At 44.0% G+C, this 18,537-nt stretch carries 9 protein-coding genes and 1 tRNA gene; 8 read left to right on the top strand and 2 right to left on the bottom strand.

Annotated elements, in window-relative coordinates; all coding sequences use genetic code 11:
• The first annotated feature begins 233 nt into the window (after positions 1–233).
• From ACM0OZ_RS13300 to ACM0OZ_RS13275, 6 genes are all read left to right on the top strand, one after another.
• Positions 234–4,730: a translation initiation factor IF-2 N-terminal domain-containing protein gene (locus ACM0OZ_RS13300; RefSeq protein WP_414583299.1), complete on the top strand. Its 4,497-nt coding sequence runs from the start codon at positions 234–236 to the stop codon at positions 4,728–4,730.
• Positions 4,708–6,621 (top strand): hypothetical protein, encoded by a 1,914-nt coding sequence (locus ACM0OZ_RS13295; protein ID WP_414583298.1) that lies wholly within the window; start codon positions 4,708–4,710, stop codon positions 6,619–6,621. Before ACM0OZ_RS13300 ends, ACM0OZ_RS13295 begins: the two co-directional genes overlap by 23 nt.
• 256 nt (positions 6,622–6,877) lie before the next feature.
• On the top strand, positions 6,878–8,014 hold the full coding sequence (gshA, locus tag ACM0OZ_RS13290; RefSeq protein ID WP_414583339.1) for a glutamate--cysteine ligase: 1,137 nt from the start codon (positions 6,878–6,880) through the stop codon (positions 8,012–8,014).
• A gap of 266 nt (positions 8,015–8,280) precedes the next feature.
• The gene (locus tag ACM0OZ_RS13285; protein WP_332992620.1) at positions 8,281–8,736 is read left to right on the top strand and encodes a tRNA (cytidine(34)-2'-O)-methyltransferase; all 456 of its coding nucleotides are present in this window, start codon (positions 8,281–8,283) and stop codon (positions 8,734–8,736) included.
• Between the two features lie 935 nt (positions 8,737–9,671).
• Positions 9,672–11,996: a peptidoglycan DD-metalloendopeptidase family protein gene (locus tag ACM0OZ_RS13280; protein WP_414583297.1), complete on the top strand. Its 2,325-nt coding sequence runs from the start codon at positions 9,672–9,674 to the stop codon at positions 11,994–11,996.
• 553 nt (positions 11,997–12,549) lie between these two features.
• Positions 12,550–12,623, top strand: a tRNA-Met gene (locus tag ACM0OZ_RS13275).
• A gap of 73 nt (positions 12,624–12,696) precedes the next feature.
• On the opposite strand, the gene ACM0OZ_RS13270 is transcribed toward ACM0OZ_RS13275, so the two are convergent.
• Entirely contained in the window at positions 12,697–14,877 is a 2,181-nt protein-coding gene (locus ACM0OZ_RS13270; protein ID WP_414583296.1) for an amylo-alpha-1,6-glucosidase, read from the bottom strand.
• Positions 14,878–15,352: 475 nt separating this feature from the next.
• Between ACM0OZ_RS13270 and ACM0OZ_RS13265 the strand changes: the two genes are divergently transcribed.
• Complete coding sequence (locus ACM0OZ_RS13265; RefSeq protein ID WP_414583295.1) at positions 15,353–15,964, top strand: peroxiredoxin; 612 nt, start codon at positions 15,353–15,355, stop codon at positions 15,962–15,964.
• A 195-nt stretch (positions 15,965–16,159) separates the two neighbouring features.
• Complete coding sequence (locus tag ACM0OZ_RS13260) at positions 16,160–16,696, top strand: peroxiredoxin family protein (protein WP_414583294.1); 537 nt, start codon at positions 16,160–16,162, stop codon at positions 16,694–16,696.
• A gap of 407 nt (positions 16,697–17,103) precedes the next feature.
• On the opposite strand, the gene ACM0OZ_RS13255 is transcribed toward ACM0OZ_RS13260, so the two are convergent.
• On the bottom strand, positions 17,104–18,324 hold the full coding sequence (locus tag ACM0OZ_RS13255; protein WP_414583293.1) for a hypothetical protein: 1,221 nt from the start codon (positions 18,322–18,324) through the stop codon (positions 17,104–17,106).
• Positions 18,325–18,537: the final 213 nt, after the last annotated feature.

Raw genomic sequence — 18,537 nt, 5'->3', positions numbered from 1 at the left:
CTGCGTAAGCGCAAAGCGCAGGCTCCGCCAACGCGTAGCGTGTCCGAAGGACATACCCGAAGGGCTTCCCGCAGGGTACACCGATGTAGGCGTAAGCCGTGCCCTAGGCTACACAGATAAATATCAGTGTCCATCAGTGTCCATCTGTGGTTCAAAAATTCATAAATCGTATTTTTGTAAGAAGTCTATTAAGTAAAACTAAACTTAGAAAATCTGGGCAAGGGCAACAGTGGATGAACAACGGCAAAGTCAGAATTTACGAACTATCAAAGGAATTGAAGTTGGATAACAAAAAGCTATTAGCAATTTGCGACCAACTTAACATTGCAGCTAAAAGTCAGAGCAGCACAATCTCTGAATTCGAGGCAGAACGCATTCGTAAAGCGACAAAGAAACGAGTTGCTAACGTTGCGACCTCTTCCCAAACAAATTCCTTAAATATTAAAACAAACTCCGAAAATTGGGGCTATGTATTAGTAGGTTCGACAATTGATCGATTGCTCCGCAATCTTGAAGGTGATGCTGCCCTTGAATCATATCCCGAATTTCGGGAGCGGCGAGAGCGTGCCAACGAGTTAATGTTTGAATGTGTCGGTCGAAAGCCTTGCCTGTTTTATGTTCGTCGCAAGGGCGCTGGAAAAGAGCCAAAACAAGAAATTTGGGAGTTGACAATCGCAACAGACTCGGATGTTCAATTACCCATAAAACTTAAGAAGCTAGGAAAAACGTTAGGATTCATAGCAGCTGTACAACAAAATGGATACGGTGGTTTAAAGATACTGTCGGTTCAGTTCCTACAACTCTCACGGGGACACGCTGATGGCTATGGTGTCCCTTGTCGCTTGTGTTTGCTACCCGAGCACCAACATCATCTCGGCATTCCGTCACAGGCATTGGCACGCATAGCAGCTACGCCAGCCTGCGGTGACTATGTACCCACAGAAGATCAGCTCAAAGCTTGGAAAGCGTTTTTGCAGATTGAGGAAAACATTGCTAAGGCACGTCAGTTTTGTGTGCGTTACTTGGCTCATAATTATAGCTCCAGAAGGCGGATCAGTTTTGAAATTGATGTCGCTTCAGCCACCCTTGACGGTTCTCCTGAAAATTCTTTGGGTGTGCAAAACTTTTGGGAACGGGCAAAACGGGCAAGAAACGAAGAGCTGAAACTTTTCGAGACTGCACCCGCAGGAAAAAACTGGCAGAACAGCCGCCAACTCGGGTCTGTTGAAGAAGTTGACTCCAACCGTTACATAATCAGCGTAAGGCTAGAACGCGACTTAGCTGAATACATGGCAGCAGGGCGTTATCATCTGCCAGCCACCGGATTTTTGTGTTTCGAGGCAGTTGGTGACATCAAACAAATTCAGCGCAAGAAAAAAGCTTTAGACGACTTGAATAATGGTTACACCCAAAATCCCTACTTGGGTAACTTCTTATTCGAGGCTTCCCAGGCAAGACCTATCCAAAAAACTGTTCAACTTCGACCAGAGGATATGTTATTATCTTCCGCTAATCCTGGTCAGAAAGCAGCAGTGGAAACGGTGCTTGCAGCTGAGGATCTTGTCCTGATTCAAGGTCCGCCAGGGACAGGTAAAACGACTGTGATTGCCGAGATTTGCTATCAAGTTGCTCTTCGGGGTGGACGTACCCTCATTGCCTCTCAAGCAAATTTAGCAGTTGATAATGCGCTGAGTCGATTAGTTCACAACCCAGTAATTCGGGCTGTGCGAAAGGGACGACCCGAGAAAGTTGGGGAAGAAGGACAGCCATTTTTAGAAGACCAAGTGATTGGCACATGGCTACAAAATACCGCGACTGATTGCGAAAACAATCTCACTAAACGCCTTGAAAATGTAAAAATTTTGCGTCAATTGTTGACATCATCACAACGATTCACAGCATACGTAAAAGCAGAAGAAGAATTTTATCAGACACAAAATGAATTCAACAAGACCAAAGCAAGCTTAGAGGCAAACTGCAAAAATCAAGAAACAGCCTACAAGAAAACCGAAGCAGAGAAAAATGAGGTCGAACCCCTCATTGCAAAGTTGGAGGAACTGCTAAATGCTGCACCGAACGTAAACTGGGAAGACCCAGAAGTAACAAATTTTTTGCCACTTCTTAAACCCTACACAGAAGGTAACAGTACAGTAGAAAACTTTTTGGCAGATGTTCGTACAGCCATCAAATATACTGATGAACTTGGCTTTGTTCGCCCTAAGCGTGGTGCATTTGGATTGGCGGTTTGGTTGCGTGATACTATAGCAGATATATCTGAATTTAAAACAGCATTAAGTTCTGCGCAAGAGGCAACTGTAGCCATGTCGGAGGTTGCGGCGTCGGTGCAGGTATTTAGACAGAATTCTACTTATTTAAATCAGCTACAAACAGATTATCAGCAATTTCTTACCAAGCAGCAAAACTTACAACAAACAATTCGGAGTTGGGAAAACCGCAAACGGGAAATAGATTATATTATCACAGCAGTTAAGGAATGGAAGTCTACAGCATATTCTCTTCTGTATCATGTATTAAATGATTGTCAGAAATCTAGGCAACCATTAACAGAGAATTTAGCGGACTTACCACTAGGTTTGTTGATGTTTGCGAAGACATTCAAATTAGAAATTGTGCCGAAAGGTTACACACTTAAGCTACCAGAGTGGGAGTTATTAGCAAAGGCGATCGCCTATGAAATAGACGGCGGTTTTATTGACCGACGAGGTAAACAGTATAATTTTAGTTATTTTTTACAGCAAAGTTTGAGCCTAAGTCCAATGGTGCTGTCAACAAGCGATCGCATCCAATGGCAAGAACTTTACCAACAGTTTAATAACTATCAAGAACTCAAACCTAGTCAGCGAAAATTGCTGGTTGAAAATACACAGTTTTTTCTGATGAGAATGCAACAGAAGTATGGTGCATCATGGGAATTGAATAACATTGAGTCTACTCTCACCCGTATTACACAAGAATTACTGGATAGCATCCTGAAAAATGCACGTCAATGCGTTTTACAAGTCAAAACGGAAACCGAACAACAACTTCAAAATTTACAAATACAAATCAATGAACTTCAAAAAAATGGAATTACCCAAGAGCAAATATCTGCCCATCAATCTCAGGTAGAAAGAGTCAGACAAGATGGTAGTTTGAAACTTGAACGAGTTATCAATATTCTGCAAGGTCTGATTCGGCAGCAACACTTACCTCCTCAATTACGCATTCTAGCGGAAGAATATCTTGCCAAGCAATCAAAGATTTGGGAACAACCCCAAGAATTTTCAAAGCAAGTGGATTATTGGGAAAATGGCATCAATCAGCTTGAAACCTTAATTTCATCATTAGAACATTTTGCTATACTGGAAAATATCAAAAACTCTCTGCATAAGCATCTTTCACGGCTAAAAGAAGAAAACACAATTTCTCGACAGCAACTTGAAGAATTAGAAATAAAACTACGCGAAGTACAGCAAAAAATACAACCAGAGTTGTCAGAAAATTTAAGATCAGAGCGAAACTGGTGGCAGAAAACATGGGAAACAATACCTGATAAATTTAAACCGGAAATTCCTACAGACTTGTTTCATCTAGACTTTTTACGCACTATCAAAACTCACTTTGAATCTTGGCAACAGCAACTCCAAAATGAAGAAACTTATCTCAATCGATATCAGAACTTTGTCCAAGATTGGATTGAAAAACTACGCAACCCCTCAGAGGGCGATCGCAACGATTTGAGGCGAATTTACCTAGATAACGCGAACGTCCTCGGTATCACCTGTGTTCAAGCAGCAAATCGAGAATTTTCTGAAGAATTCAAAAACTTTGATGTCGTCATCATTGATGAGGTGAGTAAGTGTACTCCACCAGAATTACTCATTCCAGCTTTGAAAGGCAAAAAGTTAGTCATGGTTGGCGACCATCGACAATTACCACCCATGCTTGATACTAGCACTTTAGAAGAAGTTGCTCAAGAAATAAGTAGTACACGAGACGAACTGCAATTCTTAGAAGAATCACTTTTCAAAAGTCAGTTTGAAGCTGCTGATGAAAGCATCAAACAGATGCTCACTACACAGTATCGAATGCACCCCTTTATCATGGGGGCAATAAATCAGTTTTATGACGGTAAACTAGAATGTGGAATTTTACAACCTGACACGAAACGCGCACATAATTTGGCAGGCAAAATAATTCAAAAAGACCACCATATTCTTTGGGTAAAAATGCCAGCAGAAAATGATTTTAAAGAGCAACGTGAAGGAACTTCATTCTTTAATATTCAGGAAATTGATGCTATTGAACGTCTGTGTCAGCAAATGGAGGATACTTGGGCTGCTAGAGTTGCTAATGGTGAACCGAAAAAAGAAATTGCCGTGATTACATTTTATGGCGCTCAACTTAGAAAAATTGATGAGCGCCTTCAACCTGAACTTTATCCTTCTTTGCAAATTCGTACTGGAACTGTTGATCGATTTCAAGGTATGGAAAGACCTGTTGTAATTGTTAGTATGGTTCGTAACAATAGTAAGGGAGATGTGGGTTTTGCGAAGAAGCCAGAAAGGGTTAACGTTGCTTTTTCTCGCGCTCAAGAACTACTGATAATTGTGGGATGTCACGATTTATTTACCCGTCAAACAGGCAAAATCGGAAGTATGTACTCAGAAGTTTCCAACATTGTAGAGCGTCATGGAGGTTTAGTTGATGTTTCTCGCGTCTTCTGCTAAACCTATTGATAATAATCTCAGAGATTTGGTAAATGAAATTGAAGCACAGAGCTTTGGTTTATCGGTTTTAGCAGCGCGTCAATTCCGTTATAGTGTGTGTCAAACTCATGTAGAAGTTACTATCAGGGAATCCCGCCAGTTCAATGTACTCGAAGAGTTTATCATCCGGGCTGGTGTTGAATTGGACTCTCCGCCAACAGCAGATGAATTAGCATCTATACTTGGGCTTGATCCTATATTCGTCCGAAGTACTATAGCGACTCTTCAGAAGTTACAAACTCTCGAAGTGACATCAGCAATTACAGTCACTCCTGAAGGGCGTTTATTTTATGAGAAAGGAACTGTACCACAGCCCCCATACTCTGAAAAAATTTATGCGGTTGTAGATCCCTTGGGCGAAAAGCTTACCTTTGCCTCTGAACCATTTAATGATGAACTGGTTATCTTGCCTAATTTGGCAGACTTTATCACCATTGATAATATAATTATTGATATTTTTTCCTTATCGCTTGAAGAATTACAACAAAGTATTCAGGCTTCAGGTTTAGCATTTCATGTGCCAGAAGAGGGAAAAATCGTCATTTCCTATAAGGTAATAGCTCCCACCAAAAAAAAATGGAAAACTATATCGCTTTTCCTTGTCTTTGATGCACTTGAAGATAAGTTGAACATCCAACTCAGGAAGGGAAAGGAAATTTTAAAGTCGGAACCAAACTGGCTAGAATCACTCCAAGCTGAAGGGAAAGTCTCTTTGCAAGCATTGTGTGAATTGTCAGACGAAACTATCACTTTTGAGCGCAAAGCAACTTTGAATCAGAAAAACGCAGAACTTGAGGCTAGACTGGAAAAGATTGATCAAAAGGCGCTGGAAACTGCAAGACTTGCAAGTGGAAAACAGAAAAAAATCAACCCGTCAGGTACAGTTGTACAGTTACGCGATGGACAAATTCCTCAAGCTTTCTCAGAAGTTTTAAATTCGGCACAGCACCAGATTCTTATTTATTCTCCTTGGGTAAATCAGGCAATTGTAGACGAACAATTTCTTCACTTGGTGCAAAAATTGGTAAATCGTGGGGTTTGGATTCTGATTGGACATGGAATTGCCCAGCAACAAGAAGATGAAGACAAACCAATATCAACACAAGTGGAGGAAAAACTTCGAGGAGTGAAAACGCCTGATGGCTTGCCAGGTATACAGGTTTTTTGGTTAGGAAATTCCCATGTCAAAGAAGTCATAGTTGATGGGAAAATCTATCTTTGTGGAGTTCATAATTGGCTGTCTTATGGCGGCGATTATTTACCACGAGGCGAATCGGTTTATAAAGTTACAATTTTGCATGAAGTTCAAGAAGCTTATGAATTTCTCGCTAATCGCTTCAAAAACCATGCTGAAAAATTGTGGAACAATGCTCTACAAAACCGTGATACTGAACTAGCTGCGGATACTCTATGCTTGTGGGGTGCGCTGGGTATGGAAGAAATGGCACTCACAACCATACAGCAAAATAACTGGCTAGAACTTCTTCCGGTGTGGCTGAATGTAGTACTTCAAGGGCTAAAGTCGAAAAAGGTATCAGGTGATTCAGCAAGTTTTAGAACTGCACTTTCTTTGCTCAATGAGGTATCCACAGAAGCAGCTTTTATTGAGTCATTGCGTCAGGGATGGCGTAAAGTTATGGGCGCGATTGCGCAGAGCGCAGTGCCGGAGGCAATCGCCACTAACAATCCTCAGCAAGCTTTAAACTTACTCAGTGATGAAGTGTGGGTACAGTTTCTGCGTCTCGCCATTGCCCAACCAACTCTCAACACGCCTCAGCTATTTATAGCAGCACACACTCCATCTCAAAATATGCCAAAACAGCCTCAAAAGCGCAGAGGAAAAATCCCTTGATAAGCTAAATTTTTTCAAATTCTTGTGGGGTGGGCATCTTGCCCGCCCAAATCATGCAAGTTAAATGTGGAACAGCTTATTAAAAAGCATTACTCTAATTTCAGTCAAAAGTCAACACTCAAGAGTCAAAAAAAAATCTCCCTATTACTGCACATCCATACTCCCCTTGTCAACTGTTAATTAACTCTAACGTCACAAGCAGAATTTCGTCGCCTTCGATACAATCTATGAAGTAAGGAGAGCCGAGGAGAACAGACTGGTGCTATTGAAAGGCTTTGAAATTGAGATGTACACTGGCACCCCTAGTGGTGATATCGTCGGACTCTCCGACAAGATAGTTACGTCTTTGGATGGATTTGTCTGGGAGCCAGATAATCGAAACGTAGAATACACAACTGCACCAGAGCGAAATTACGACCAGCTTTTATGTGCTTTGCTGCGTCCTCGGCTGAAATTGCGAAACTTTATTCAGCAATTGGGCGATTACACACTGATTCCAGGAAGCACTCTGTCGTTAGGTGGGAGCGATCGCTTTTTTCGCTCGGATCCAACAAACCCTTATCATGCCTACATTGAGCAAACATACGGCACAAAAGTCGTGACAGCCAGCGTTCACATCAACGTCGGTATTAGCGATCCAGAAGTTTTAATGCGGGCGTGTCGGCTTATAAGGGTAGAAGCACCTTTGTTCCTTGCCTTGAGTGCTGCGTCCCCCTTCCTCAATGGCAAAGCAACCGGCTATCATTCCACACGCTGGAGTGTTTTTCCGCAAACGCCTTCTCAAGTGCCGTTATTTGAAAGCCACGCCCACCACATTGATTGGGTGGAAAGCCAGCTCGCAGCCGGAACAATGCAAAATGTTCGTCATCTTTGGGTATCAGTGCGCCCAAATGGCGATCGCCGTCCGTATGACTTAAATCGCCTAGAACTGCGAATTTGTGATTTAGTCATAGATCCCATCGCCTTACTGGCGATAACAGCCCTATTAGAGGCGCGTATTCAGCAACTTATCGATAATCCTGACCTCGATCCGTTAACCCAAAGTACGTTCTCCCCAGACGAACTTGTCTCCCTCACCTATGCTAACGAAGCTGCAGCGGCGACTTCTAGTCTCGATGCTCAACTGAGGCATTGGCAAGATGGCAGAAGTATTTTAGCGAGAGATTGGATTGCCGAAATATATCAAGATGTCTGGGCGATCGCCAAGCAGCACGGCTTCGCTTGTTTCCTTTCACCACTGCAAAAAATCCTGCGCGAAGGTAATGAAGCTCAAGGGTGGCTGCAACTGCACGCACTCGGTTTGAGTCCAAGACACGTTCTCACTCAAGCGATTAGTGCAACACGAGAACGCGAAATCGAACTCGAAGATAAATTGTGTTCGCTCGTTGCTTAATCTCAAGTCATTCATTGCCACTTAGCAACAACACATATTCTGCAAAGCGCAAGTGTTGTGTGATGCAAGTATACAGCATTTAAAAAATCGTTACATATCTCAGAGCATCTCTCAGATATTCTGAGATATATTTCATGTCTCTTTTAAATTTCTAATCAATGGCTTGAGGCAAAGAACATTAAGAAAATCTATAAATCACCTCACCCTTAAGATAGATTTGAAAAAAGCCATAAATTGCTTATTTAAACATATTTATTCCAGAGCAAATGCCGCAGGTTGTTTTAGTTAACCCGCTTATTCCCCCAAATACAGGTAATATTGCTCGCACTTGTGCTGCTACAAGCACGGAATTACATTTAGTAGGACCTTTGGGGTTTGAAATTAGCGATCGCTACCTCAAAAGAGCCGGCTTAGATTACTGGCCGTATGTGAAGCTGCACTATCACGAATCTTTGGAAGCTTTTAAGTTGATACATCAGGCGCGTGGCGGAAGATGGTTAGGTTTTAGTGTCAAAGGCACTTGCAAGCACGTAGATTTTCAGTTTCAACCTGATGACTGGTTACTATTTGGTAGTGAAACGACTGGCTTGCCACCTGAGGTTATATCAGCTTGTGATGCTACACTTTACATTGCCATGAGCGAACCGAATGTTCGTAGCTTAAATCTTTCTGTGAGTGTGGCAGTAGGTCTGTTTGAAGCTCGCCGTCAATTAGGGTATTAAACTCGAAGGAAGAAGACGATGAATGGGGGTTTTAATCACAGACACAATTGTAGACCACGAATTTTTAAGAGGCGTGTGGTGTTTCCCCCCCCTTTGGTCAGAAGGAAGAAGACCTTCTTCCTCCTTATACCCTATAGCCTTTTTTGTACATCTACTGAGATGAGAAATAAAAATTCTGACTTGATAATTGCGGTTATTCCGAAAATTTTTTTTTGGTTTTCTCAGGATTACTGATTTATCTTATACACTATTTATGATACCCATAGTAAAATCTAAGGACAATTACTGAAGGCTAAAGATATATTGATATAAGAAATTTCTATAGATGATGTGAGAAACAACCAAAACTGAATGATAGATTTTCGTGAATTTGAATTTTCTCTCAGTCGGGGAACAAAAACGTTCTGAGTCAGTCAAATCAGGAGTTTAAGCTATTTGGAACCCAGGTGTCATTTTAATCTTGGCTAGAAGAAACTGCGAGTTAACACGGTTGTTTTTTGGGGAATAATCAACGTAAAGTCTCGTGTGGGTAAGACGGATGGGGTAGAAAAACTTTGAAGAGATCTACAGCAGGGTGTAGTGCTATTCGCTCTTAGTCGTAGCATCTGATTGCTGAAAGCAAGACAAGACTTGGCAAAAGTGTGATTGTCAGTCGGGCTGCTAAAGCGACCAAGGCGCAAACTGTAAAGAAGAAAACTTATTTGATGTAAGTGCCTTAAGGTGTGAAGTGTGAACAGGACAAGTCAACGCGTAAATTTAATTTTTAAGAATTGAATGGTGTGAACTTGTCTAAATCAGAGAACCAGGTTAATCTTGCCTAAGTATCTCTGATAGGTGTGATCTTGATCTATTCTTGATAGTGATCTAAATCATTGACTAGTATCAGACTGAAAAAATGAGCTCAGTTAAGCGCTAGTGATCATAGGAGGTCGTCTTTGAAACGAGCATTGAAGAAGAAAGTAAAAGCTGAGTTGGACAAAGCCCTAGGCGATGATGCTCCGGTGGAACACATAGACATCGTTAATCCAAGGGTTAACTCTTGCCGGGTGCCAACAACAGCCGCAATGATTGGCTTGGCAATATCAATGGGAGCAACCAGCGTTTTGGTGACTCGACAAAGCGACCAAGCCACCGCAGCAGAAGCGTTGGGTAACCAAAATACAGCTTCAACGGTTCCTGCTTCTGATGCCGAAGTAAAATATACTTCCACAAAAAAACTAAAGTTGCCAGCCGTTTCATCAGTAAGTGTGCCTGAAAGTCCTGCTGTAGTTGAACCAACAGCAATTTCACAGCTACCCGGGCTGAGAGCGAAATGGCAAGTCGCGGCAAGCAGGATGTCTGTCCCAGCCTCTGCACCAGTAGTAGTTCCAAGTTCGCCCAAAGGATCAGAGGAACAAAGCATTGCCTGGAAAAAAAACAACCTGCAGCAGTCCAAAAAGCTAGGAGTACAAACACTCTCTCATGCTGATGGTATTGCTGGTGTGCAAAGCGTGTCCTCGGTGTCTGCTGAACCAAAAACAGCAGAAGCAAACAACACACTGGATGCGGAAGTCAATGCTCAATTGAAAGCGCAGCAAGAATATGCGCTCAACAGATTACAAGAAAAATCGAACACTTTAAGAAAGAGTCTGGCTGATTGGCAATCTAAGGAAACCAAAGATTTATCACAACAAGCAGTGACTCGGTTCGCACAGCCAATGACTGTGGCGGAACAAATGCAAAAGACAAGCACAAATATCACTGCTAGTCAACAGCTGGAAACAAACAGCGATGTCAGCAGAACAAAGCTTGTGTCCAAGTTAAAGCAAAGGTTAGAGGCGCAGGTGTTACCAGCACCAATGCCAACAGCCGCACCAGCAACAGCCGCAGTTGTAGCGCCGACCACACAAACGGCAGCTGCGATAACACACGAAGTTAAGCCTGGAGAAACACTAACGGCGATCGCCAACCATTACGGAATTTCAGTCTCACAACTACTCAAGGCGAATAATCTCAGCAATCCCTATCAGCTGCAAATCAACCAAAAACTGTCCGTTCCCGTGACTGAGAACCGCAGTACTACCCAGCCAACTGTCGTAGCTAGTGGTACTACCAACCTTGGCGAAATCAGTGCCAACTCAGTCATTGCCAACAACAGGACTGTGACTGTCCCGACACCAGTACTTACGGACAAACAGTTTCAAACTTACATTGAAGCAACTACTGGTAACTCAGCAGAAAATACTATTACAACTTCCCAAACGACCTCTGGTACTGTCACATCTTATGCTGCTAATGGTGTTGGTGGTGATTCCCCAGTGCCAAAAGTTTTTACAGAAATTCAACTAGCAAACAAACCACCTGCTACGACAACAAAACAAGTAAAAAATAGTCAACGTCTGCGCAGCTTACAAGCGGAAATTGAGAAATTGCGGGAGAAATACCGCTCTCAAGAGGCTGGTAACATCGTTGTTCCAGAGGGTTCCCAAACCAATAATACCTCGGTGACGGTTCCTGTTTCCAATCAAAATGATGCAGGCGTGCCAATTGCTGTGCCAAAACCAAATGACACAGCAGTGCAGATGCCTGTGACTGGATCGAACAATGCTGCTATACAAATACCCGTTCCTAGACCAATAAGATCCAACAACTATAATACCAAACCAGGCAAGCCTATATACCGTGCTAAAAGACCTGCAAACGAACCAATGAATCCAGAACTGCTACCACCTAATCAAACAGTAGCAGCGCCTTCAATGGGTAGTGACGCCTCGCGTTCGCTCGGTTCTTTACAGGGATCAACTGTTTCTCCACAGTTACCGCCTTTAGCAGCGGTGGATAGATACCTGCCTAAAATCATTGACGAGAATACACCCACCCCGTCTACCTCGTCCACAGGTTACATTTGGCCTGCAAAGGGTACCCTCACCTCTGGTTATGGTTGGCGCTGGGGAAGAATGCACAAAGGAATTGACATTGCTAACTCAACTGGTACACCGATTTACGCAGTAGCTGACGGTATCGTAGAAAAGGCAGGCTGGAACAGTGGTGGCTATGGCAACCTTGTGGACATCCGCCATCCTGATGGCAGCATGACTCGCTATGGTCACAATAGCAAGCTTTTGGTGCAGGCTGGTCAACAGGTACAGCAAGGTCAAACAATTGCTTTAATGGGTAGCACTGGCTTTAGCACTGGTCCGCACACCCACTTTGAAATCCATCCATCTGGCAAAGGCGCAGTTAACCCAATAGCCTTTCTGCCAGCAGTAGCACGTCTGTAGTCGGTGACTATCTGTCACTCAATGATTGCTTATTCTTTGGAGGGAGCTTGAATAAGTCGCCAATTTCTTTGCTATACTTATTTAAAGTTAATCATTAGGCGCGAAAAACAAGCGGACTAACATGGATTATTAATTGAGAATTTTCTCAATTTATATGTAGGAGCGGCTAGCTCCGAAGTAAGGCCTGTGGACAAGTAAGAGCCGTCTCTCTTGGTAGAAGCAGGAAGTAGACAAACTAGTTGTCCTGGATAACTATAAATAAGTTCTATGTAGCAGCAACTCCCTCTTTTGCTTTTTTTGGCTTTTGACCAAGAAAGAACTCAGGTGTCAGTCACTGCCTCAGCCAGGTTGGGGCAAGTGTGCGACGTGGGCGTTGAGTAGAGCAATGTGCCTCCAGCAAATCTTTGATTTGGTGGTCAACAATAAGGTTGCGGGTCATAAGTCCCTACTGCAAGCATTGCTGACTTCTGATTTCTGAATTCTTCTTCGTTGACTCTTGAATTTTGACTTCAAAATTTTTGTATGCTATATTAGGAAGACGAAAAAAATCTTTGGCTCAGTAGCTCAGTAGGTTAGAGCACGGGACTCATAAGCCTGGGGTCGTTGGTTCGAATCCGACCTGAGCCACTTAACTAATCAAAAATAAAGAAAGAAAAAAGAAGACTGAAGAGATAGTTTTTTCTTCGTTCTTCTTTTTTGATTATTTTATTTTTACGTGGCGAATAACCTCGGCAACAGACCAAGCTTGAGCTATAGCCCCTCTAGGTGTATGGGGTTGATCACCATCAAAAATTTCGGAAATAGAGCCAATACAGGCATCCGATAGAAAGTGTTCTAGTAAGGGTTGCCAATCAAAGGGCAATGGTTGTTCAGGGTAAAAACGTTCCCAACCGCGGATGAAAGGACCAATCAACCAACTCCAGACTGTACCTTGGTGATAAGCGCGATCGCGTTTTTCAGAGTTGCCGTTATATTTGCCAATATATTCTGGATCTGTTGGAGCGAGACTGCGAAGACCAAAGGGAGTGAGCAACGAAGAACGAGCTAGATCAAGAACATTTTGCCCTTGCTTTTGAGAGAACGCACAATGCGACAGCGAAAGTGCCAAAACTGCATTTGGACGAATCTGAGAGTTTCGACGGTCGTCTGGTTCAATCGTGTCGTACAAGTAGCCCAGTTGAGGATTCCAGAACTGTTGCATAGAAGCTTTCACTTGTTGTGCTAGCTGGGCGTAGCGCAGAGCCTGCTTAGCAAGACGCCCTGGATCAGCAACCACTTCCTGTTCGCTCAAAATTTCTGCCCATCGACTTGCCCAACATAAAGCGGAATACCACAAAGCGTTAATTTCCACTGGCTTACCACGACGGGGAGTCACAGGCTGTCCTTCTACTACCGCATCCATCCAGGTAAGAGCTACACCAGGAGCATACCAACCAATGAGCCCATCGGTAGCATCAAGGTGTATATTATAACGCGTGCCTCCAAGAAAAGCTTTGTAAATTTGCTGCACCACTGGATATTGCTCTGCCAAAAACTGCCAGTCTTGAGTGGCTTCTAAGTAAAGCCCTAAAGTTTCAAACCACCACAGCGCTGCATCAATACTGTTATAAAACGGTTCGCCACCAATGTCAGGAAATGCATTGGGAATTAAACCATAACGACAGTAACGCCCAAAGGTTTGTAGCAGTCCTTTCGCCAAATCAAAGCGCTGCGGGATCAGCGCCAACCCTGGTAAGGCAATCAAGGTATCGCGCCCCCAGTCATTAAACCAGTGATATCCAGCAATCACAGTCGGACCAGCAATAGAAGCACGATAAACAACAAACTGATCCGCTGCTTGCAGGAGTCGTCGCCAGAGGGGGGATGAGGGGGATGAGGGAGTGAGAGAGTGAGGGAGTGAGGGAGATGAGGGGAAATTCCAAATTTTGAATTTTGAATTTTGAATTTTGAATTGATTTGTCCCCATGTCCTCCGTGACTCCCCACCCAAAAACTTGAGACAGACGCTCTTGCTCTGCTTCTACAACTTCTGCAAAGGTTTCTGAGGTTAGGGGAGTTTGCAGTTCGCTAGGAAAACCCACCCGCGCTTCCAGAGTCACTGCGTCTCCTGGCTTAAGGGTGAGTGTTATGTAACCAGGGCTATACAGGTCTTCGCGATCGCCCAACCCCCGCAAACTTTCTTCTCTTAATCCGTAATTCCAGTACCAAACCGTGTCTGGTTGATACTCTCCTTGCGTCCAGCGCAAGTGCCAAGGTGTTCCAAAGTTGTGAGAAGTTATTGCTTGCAAGCAAACTTGCTGTTGTCCCAGCAGTTGTGAGAATTGTAGTTCTGGAAGGACCTTTTGTTGATGGTGAAAGTCGCGATCGCCTATGAGCAATCGCAGCCTCAAGGTAGCTGCATCTGTACCTTCATAACGATACTGAACCAAAATCCGATGACAGAAAGAAGACGCGGAGAACGGGGGAAGCTTCTTGTCTACGGACACATTCCTCAACGGGGGGAACCCCCGCACGGAAGTGTCCTCTCCTTGTCCTTTCTCCACCAACCCATACGGCATGATTAAAAGCCTACTCAACTGCCACTCATCCTCACCCCAAATCCATTTTGGAACTGGGTTAATATCAAAAGAGCGCAGCTGTTGGTAACCTTTTGGCTCTATCTGTCCACTACCCCACAAATTTGTTCCTAGTGCGATCACTCGATTTGGTAATTCTAGGCTAGCTTCTAAGTGCGAAAGCAGCAGAGTACGTCCAGAAGGCGGGCTAGTCGCCGCAAACAACCACCCGTGGTAAGTGCGAGTCCTGACATCAGAAACTGTACCACTGGCAAAACTTCCTAAGCCATTGGTTAGTAACCATTCTCTTGTATCTAAATCCACCATTTGCTACTCAAAATCGTTATGAGTATGATATAGTCGTAACAGATCGTAATTAAACTGTGAGTCCAGCCCTGCAGGCGGTGAGACCAATGCTGCAGGAGGGTTTCCGACCGAGCCGCAACTGGCGTGCCTCCTAAGGGAGGAGCTTCGCTAACACCGTTCGGCGAAGCCGTGGCGTCAGCCATAGGTGTGCCGTGCCTCCTCCGGAGGAGCTGCGCTAACGGCGATAGCCGTGGCCGTACCCACTGGCATATCCGAAGGGGTTTCCCGCGCCCAGGGGACTGGCGTTCACCGTTCGGCGAAGCCGTGGCGTCAGCCATAGGTGTGCCGTGCCTCCTCCGGAGGAGCTGCGCTAACGGCGATAGCCGTGGCCGTACCCACTGGCATACCCGAAGGGTGATGACGAGGACGGGTGAGATTTACCTGACCCGAACTCCAACGCTACTAGACCGATATAAGTTGAAGGAGAATTAGGTTAATGCCTCTGTCTTACTCATCAGAAGGATGCCTCCGTGTAGGTCAACAGGCTCCCGACTTTACAGCAACCGCTGTGGTAGATCAGGAATTTAAAACCATTAAACTTTCCGACTATCGCGGCAAGTATGTCGTGCTGTTTTTCTATCCTCTAGACTTTACCTTTGTTTGTCCCACTGAAATCACAGCCTTTAGCGATCGCCACGAAGAATTTAAGAATATTAACACTGAAATCCTCGGTGTTTCCGTTGACAGTGAGTTTTCTCACTTAGCATGGATTCAATCAGATCGCAAGTCTGGTGGAGTGGGCGACCTCAACTACCCCTTAGTTTCGGACATCAAAAAAGAGATCAGCGCAGCTTACAACGTGCTTGATCCAGCAGCTGGCGTTGCTTTACGCGGTCTGTTCCTCATTGACAAAGAGGGTGTCATACAGCACGCCACCATCAACAACCTAGCTTTTGGTCGCAACGTTGATGAAACCCTACGAACTTTGCAAGCTATTCAATACGTTCAGTCCCATCCGGACGAAGTTTGTCCTGCTGGCTGGCAACCAGGCGACCAGACAATGGTTCCCGATCCCGTGAAGTCCAAAGTTTACTTCGCTGCTGTTTAGGTTTCAAAGGTAGTAGGTTTGTAGTAGCGCTTAAGCGCTATTACAAGCTGGCTCAAACTTCACAGATAAACACAGATAAATCAAATTCGTAATTAATAATTCGTCATTTATTTCGAGTTAAAGTTACTAATTATTTGGTTATTCTCCGTGTTTATCTGTGTTTTTTTATAAGCATATAATAGCAGGGATAAACAGATGGTTACTTCAATCGCTTCTAGCGGCTTATTTAATGAACGATTTTTCCGCAATTTTCTACCAATACCAGCATCAAATACATTGGAATTGGGGTATGCAACACCAGATTTTCAACTGCCAGATATCACCAACGGAACCGTAGTAAAGTTATCGGATTATAGAGGCAAAAAACCAGTGTTACTTGCCTTTACTCGTATCTTTACAGAAAAGAATTATTGCCCCTTTTGCTATCCTCACATCAAATCCTTAAATGAAAACTACGAGCAATTTCAAAATCGTGGTATAGAAGTTTTGATGATAACGAGTACCGACGAACGGCAGAGTCAAATCGTTATGAGGGATTTGAGCTTAAAAATGCCGTTGTTGAGTGACCCGACCTGCCGAGTGTTTCGTACTTATCAAGTCGGGCAAGCATTAGGAGCGCCTTTGCCAGCACAGTTTGTGTTAGAGAAACAGGGCAAACTTCGCTACAAGCATTTATTTTCCTTCCTTGACCATAATGCTGGAGTAGAGAAGTTACTAGAGCAATTCAATTAGACCTCTTGCATAAATGCGAAATCCGGCTCTCAAAGTATCAATTTAGCGTAGTAAAAATGGACTTTTGCAAGAGGTCTATTGAAAAAAGACCAGAAAAAGTCTCATATAATTCAATACGGTTCAGATAAGACCAGATCCCTTATCACGAACATAATGTAGAGACGCGCCATGGCGCGTCTCTACAAATAAGCGAATCCCACTAAAAATCCTTAACTGAACCGTATTGTCATATAATTCGCGAGTGATGCGACTCTGTTGGCAGATTGATTTTATCGGCAATTTCCGACGTGATCAGCTACGAGGTTTCAAGGGTTTCCGCTCCTGCAATAGCACTTTGTGCCCACCGCTTTGGGGCGATTGCGCAGAGCGCACCTGGAGAAGGCAATCGCAATTCGCCAACAGAACCGTTATAATCGCGAATCTATTTGTTGTGTGTGGAATTCAGCATCAGGAACAAACCCCGTCTCTTTGAGCAGCAGCCGTAGTTTTGCGTGATCAAGTTTCGTGTCCTTGTTGTTATTTCCCCACATATCAGAAAAGAAGTCTTGCATCAGCGCGATGATGCTGCGGTATTTGATGATGCTGGCAACATAGAACTCATCTAACTTCATCACCTCATCAGCATATATCTGCTCGATGTTGTCGAGTAATATAGACCGCAGTTCATAAGGCTGTAAGCCTTCTTTTATGCCATATTTTTCCATTATCCTGCGTTTATCGTTCTCCGAACATGAATCATACGACGGTTCAATAAGGTGTCCAAGATTCCGCAGGACTTCTCCGTAGTCGTAAAATGTGTTCTGCTTAGAGAAAGACTCTTCATCTTTCGTCAACGTAAAACTCTTGTCAAGTACCAAACCAAAATCAGTCAAATATATCTGCTCGCCGTCGGTGAGGACGTTCCGAAAATGGGTATCGAAGTGGATGATTCCCTTCGTCCTCAAAAAGTCAATCGTCGTGCGTAACTCATCCAGGGGTTTCTGAAGTTTGTTGGGGTTTTCCCGCAGCCATGTTTCCAGAACATACGGTATATGCTCGATAAACAGAACCAACTCATAGTTGGCGTGAGCTCTATCTACCACATAATTCCCGGCGTTCGCACTATTACCCCAGTACTCCACATAATCTTTTAGACGCGACCTATCCACTTCCGCCCGCCGCCCAGAGAACGGAATAATCCGATAATGGTACATCAGTGGAAAGGTGGCGATTGCCTTCGGCACTGCGCTCTGCGCAATCGCCCCCTCCAATACCCAGTTGGTGGTCTTGATATGGGTCACGAGTTCACGGAAGACCCCAAAACCAGTCGAACCTAAGTTGTAATTACAGTAAGTCGGTAGGTCATAGAGGTTTCTGGTGGAGAACAGGTTGTCATATTCGATGTTCGTCACTGGAACACGTTTCACAAAAACCTTGGACTGCCCAAGGACGATGGTGTGATTTGTTCCCCAACCCGTACTTGACTCATTCGACTCACTCTTATCAAACAGAGAATGCAATTGTGCATTATCCAACTGAGCAATTTGTGAACTGAGCTTGAAGTATCTCTTTCTTCTAAGTTCTATATGATTCTTAGCCATTTTTCCCCGTTCAGCCACAGCATAACAAACCGCATAAGTAGGAGCCAAATTAACACCCGCGCCTCGAAGTCCCCAACCAGATTCGCGCATCCCTTGGGGGAGGAACGCCCCTCGCTTGACTCTTTACTAGGTACTGGGGACTCGGGACTCGGGACTGGACAATACTCGCACCTTACCCTAATCCCTAATCCCTAATCCCAGTTTAAAAACTCATAAATAATAATTTAGAGACGCGTTAGGGCGCGTCTCTACAACTAACAA

This window comes from Scytonema sp. PCC 10023 (genome assembly GCF_963920835.1).
Classification (GTDB): Bacteria; Cyanobacteriota; Cyanobacteriia; order Cyanobacteriales; family Nostocaceae; genus Kalymmatonema.
The sequence above is the reverse complement of the archived record's forward strand: the minus strand, read 5'-3'. Positions and strand labels throughout refer to the sequence as shown.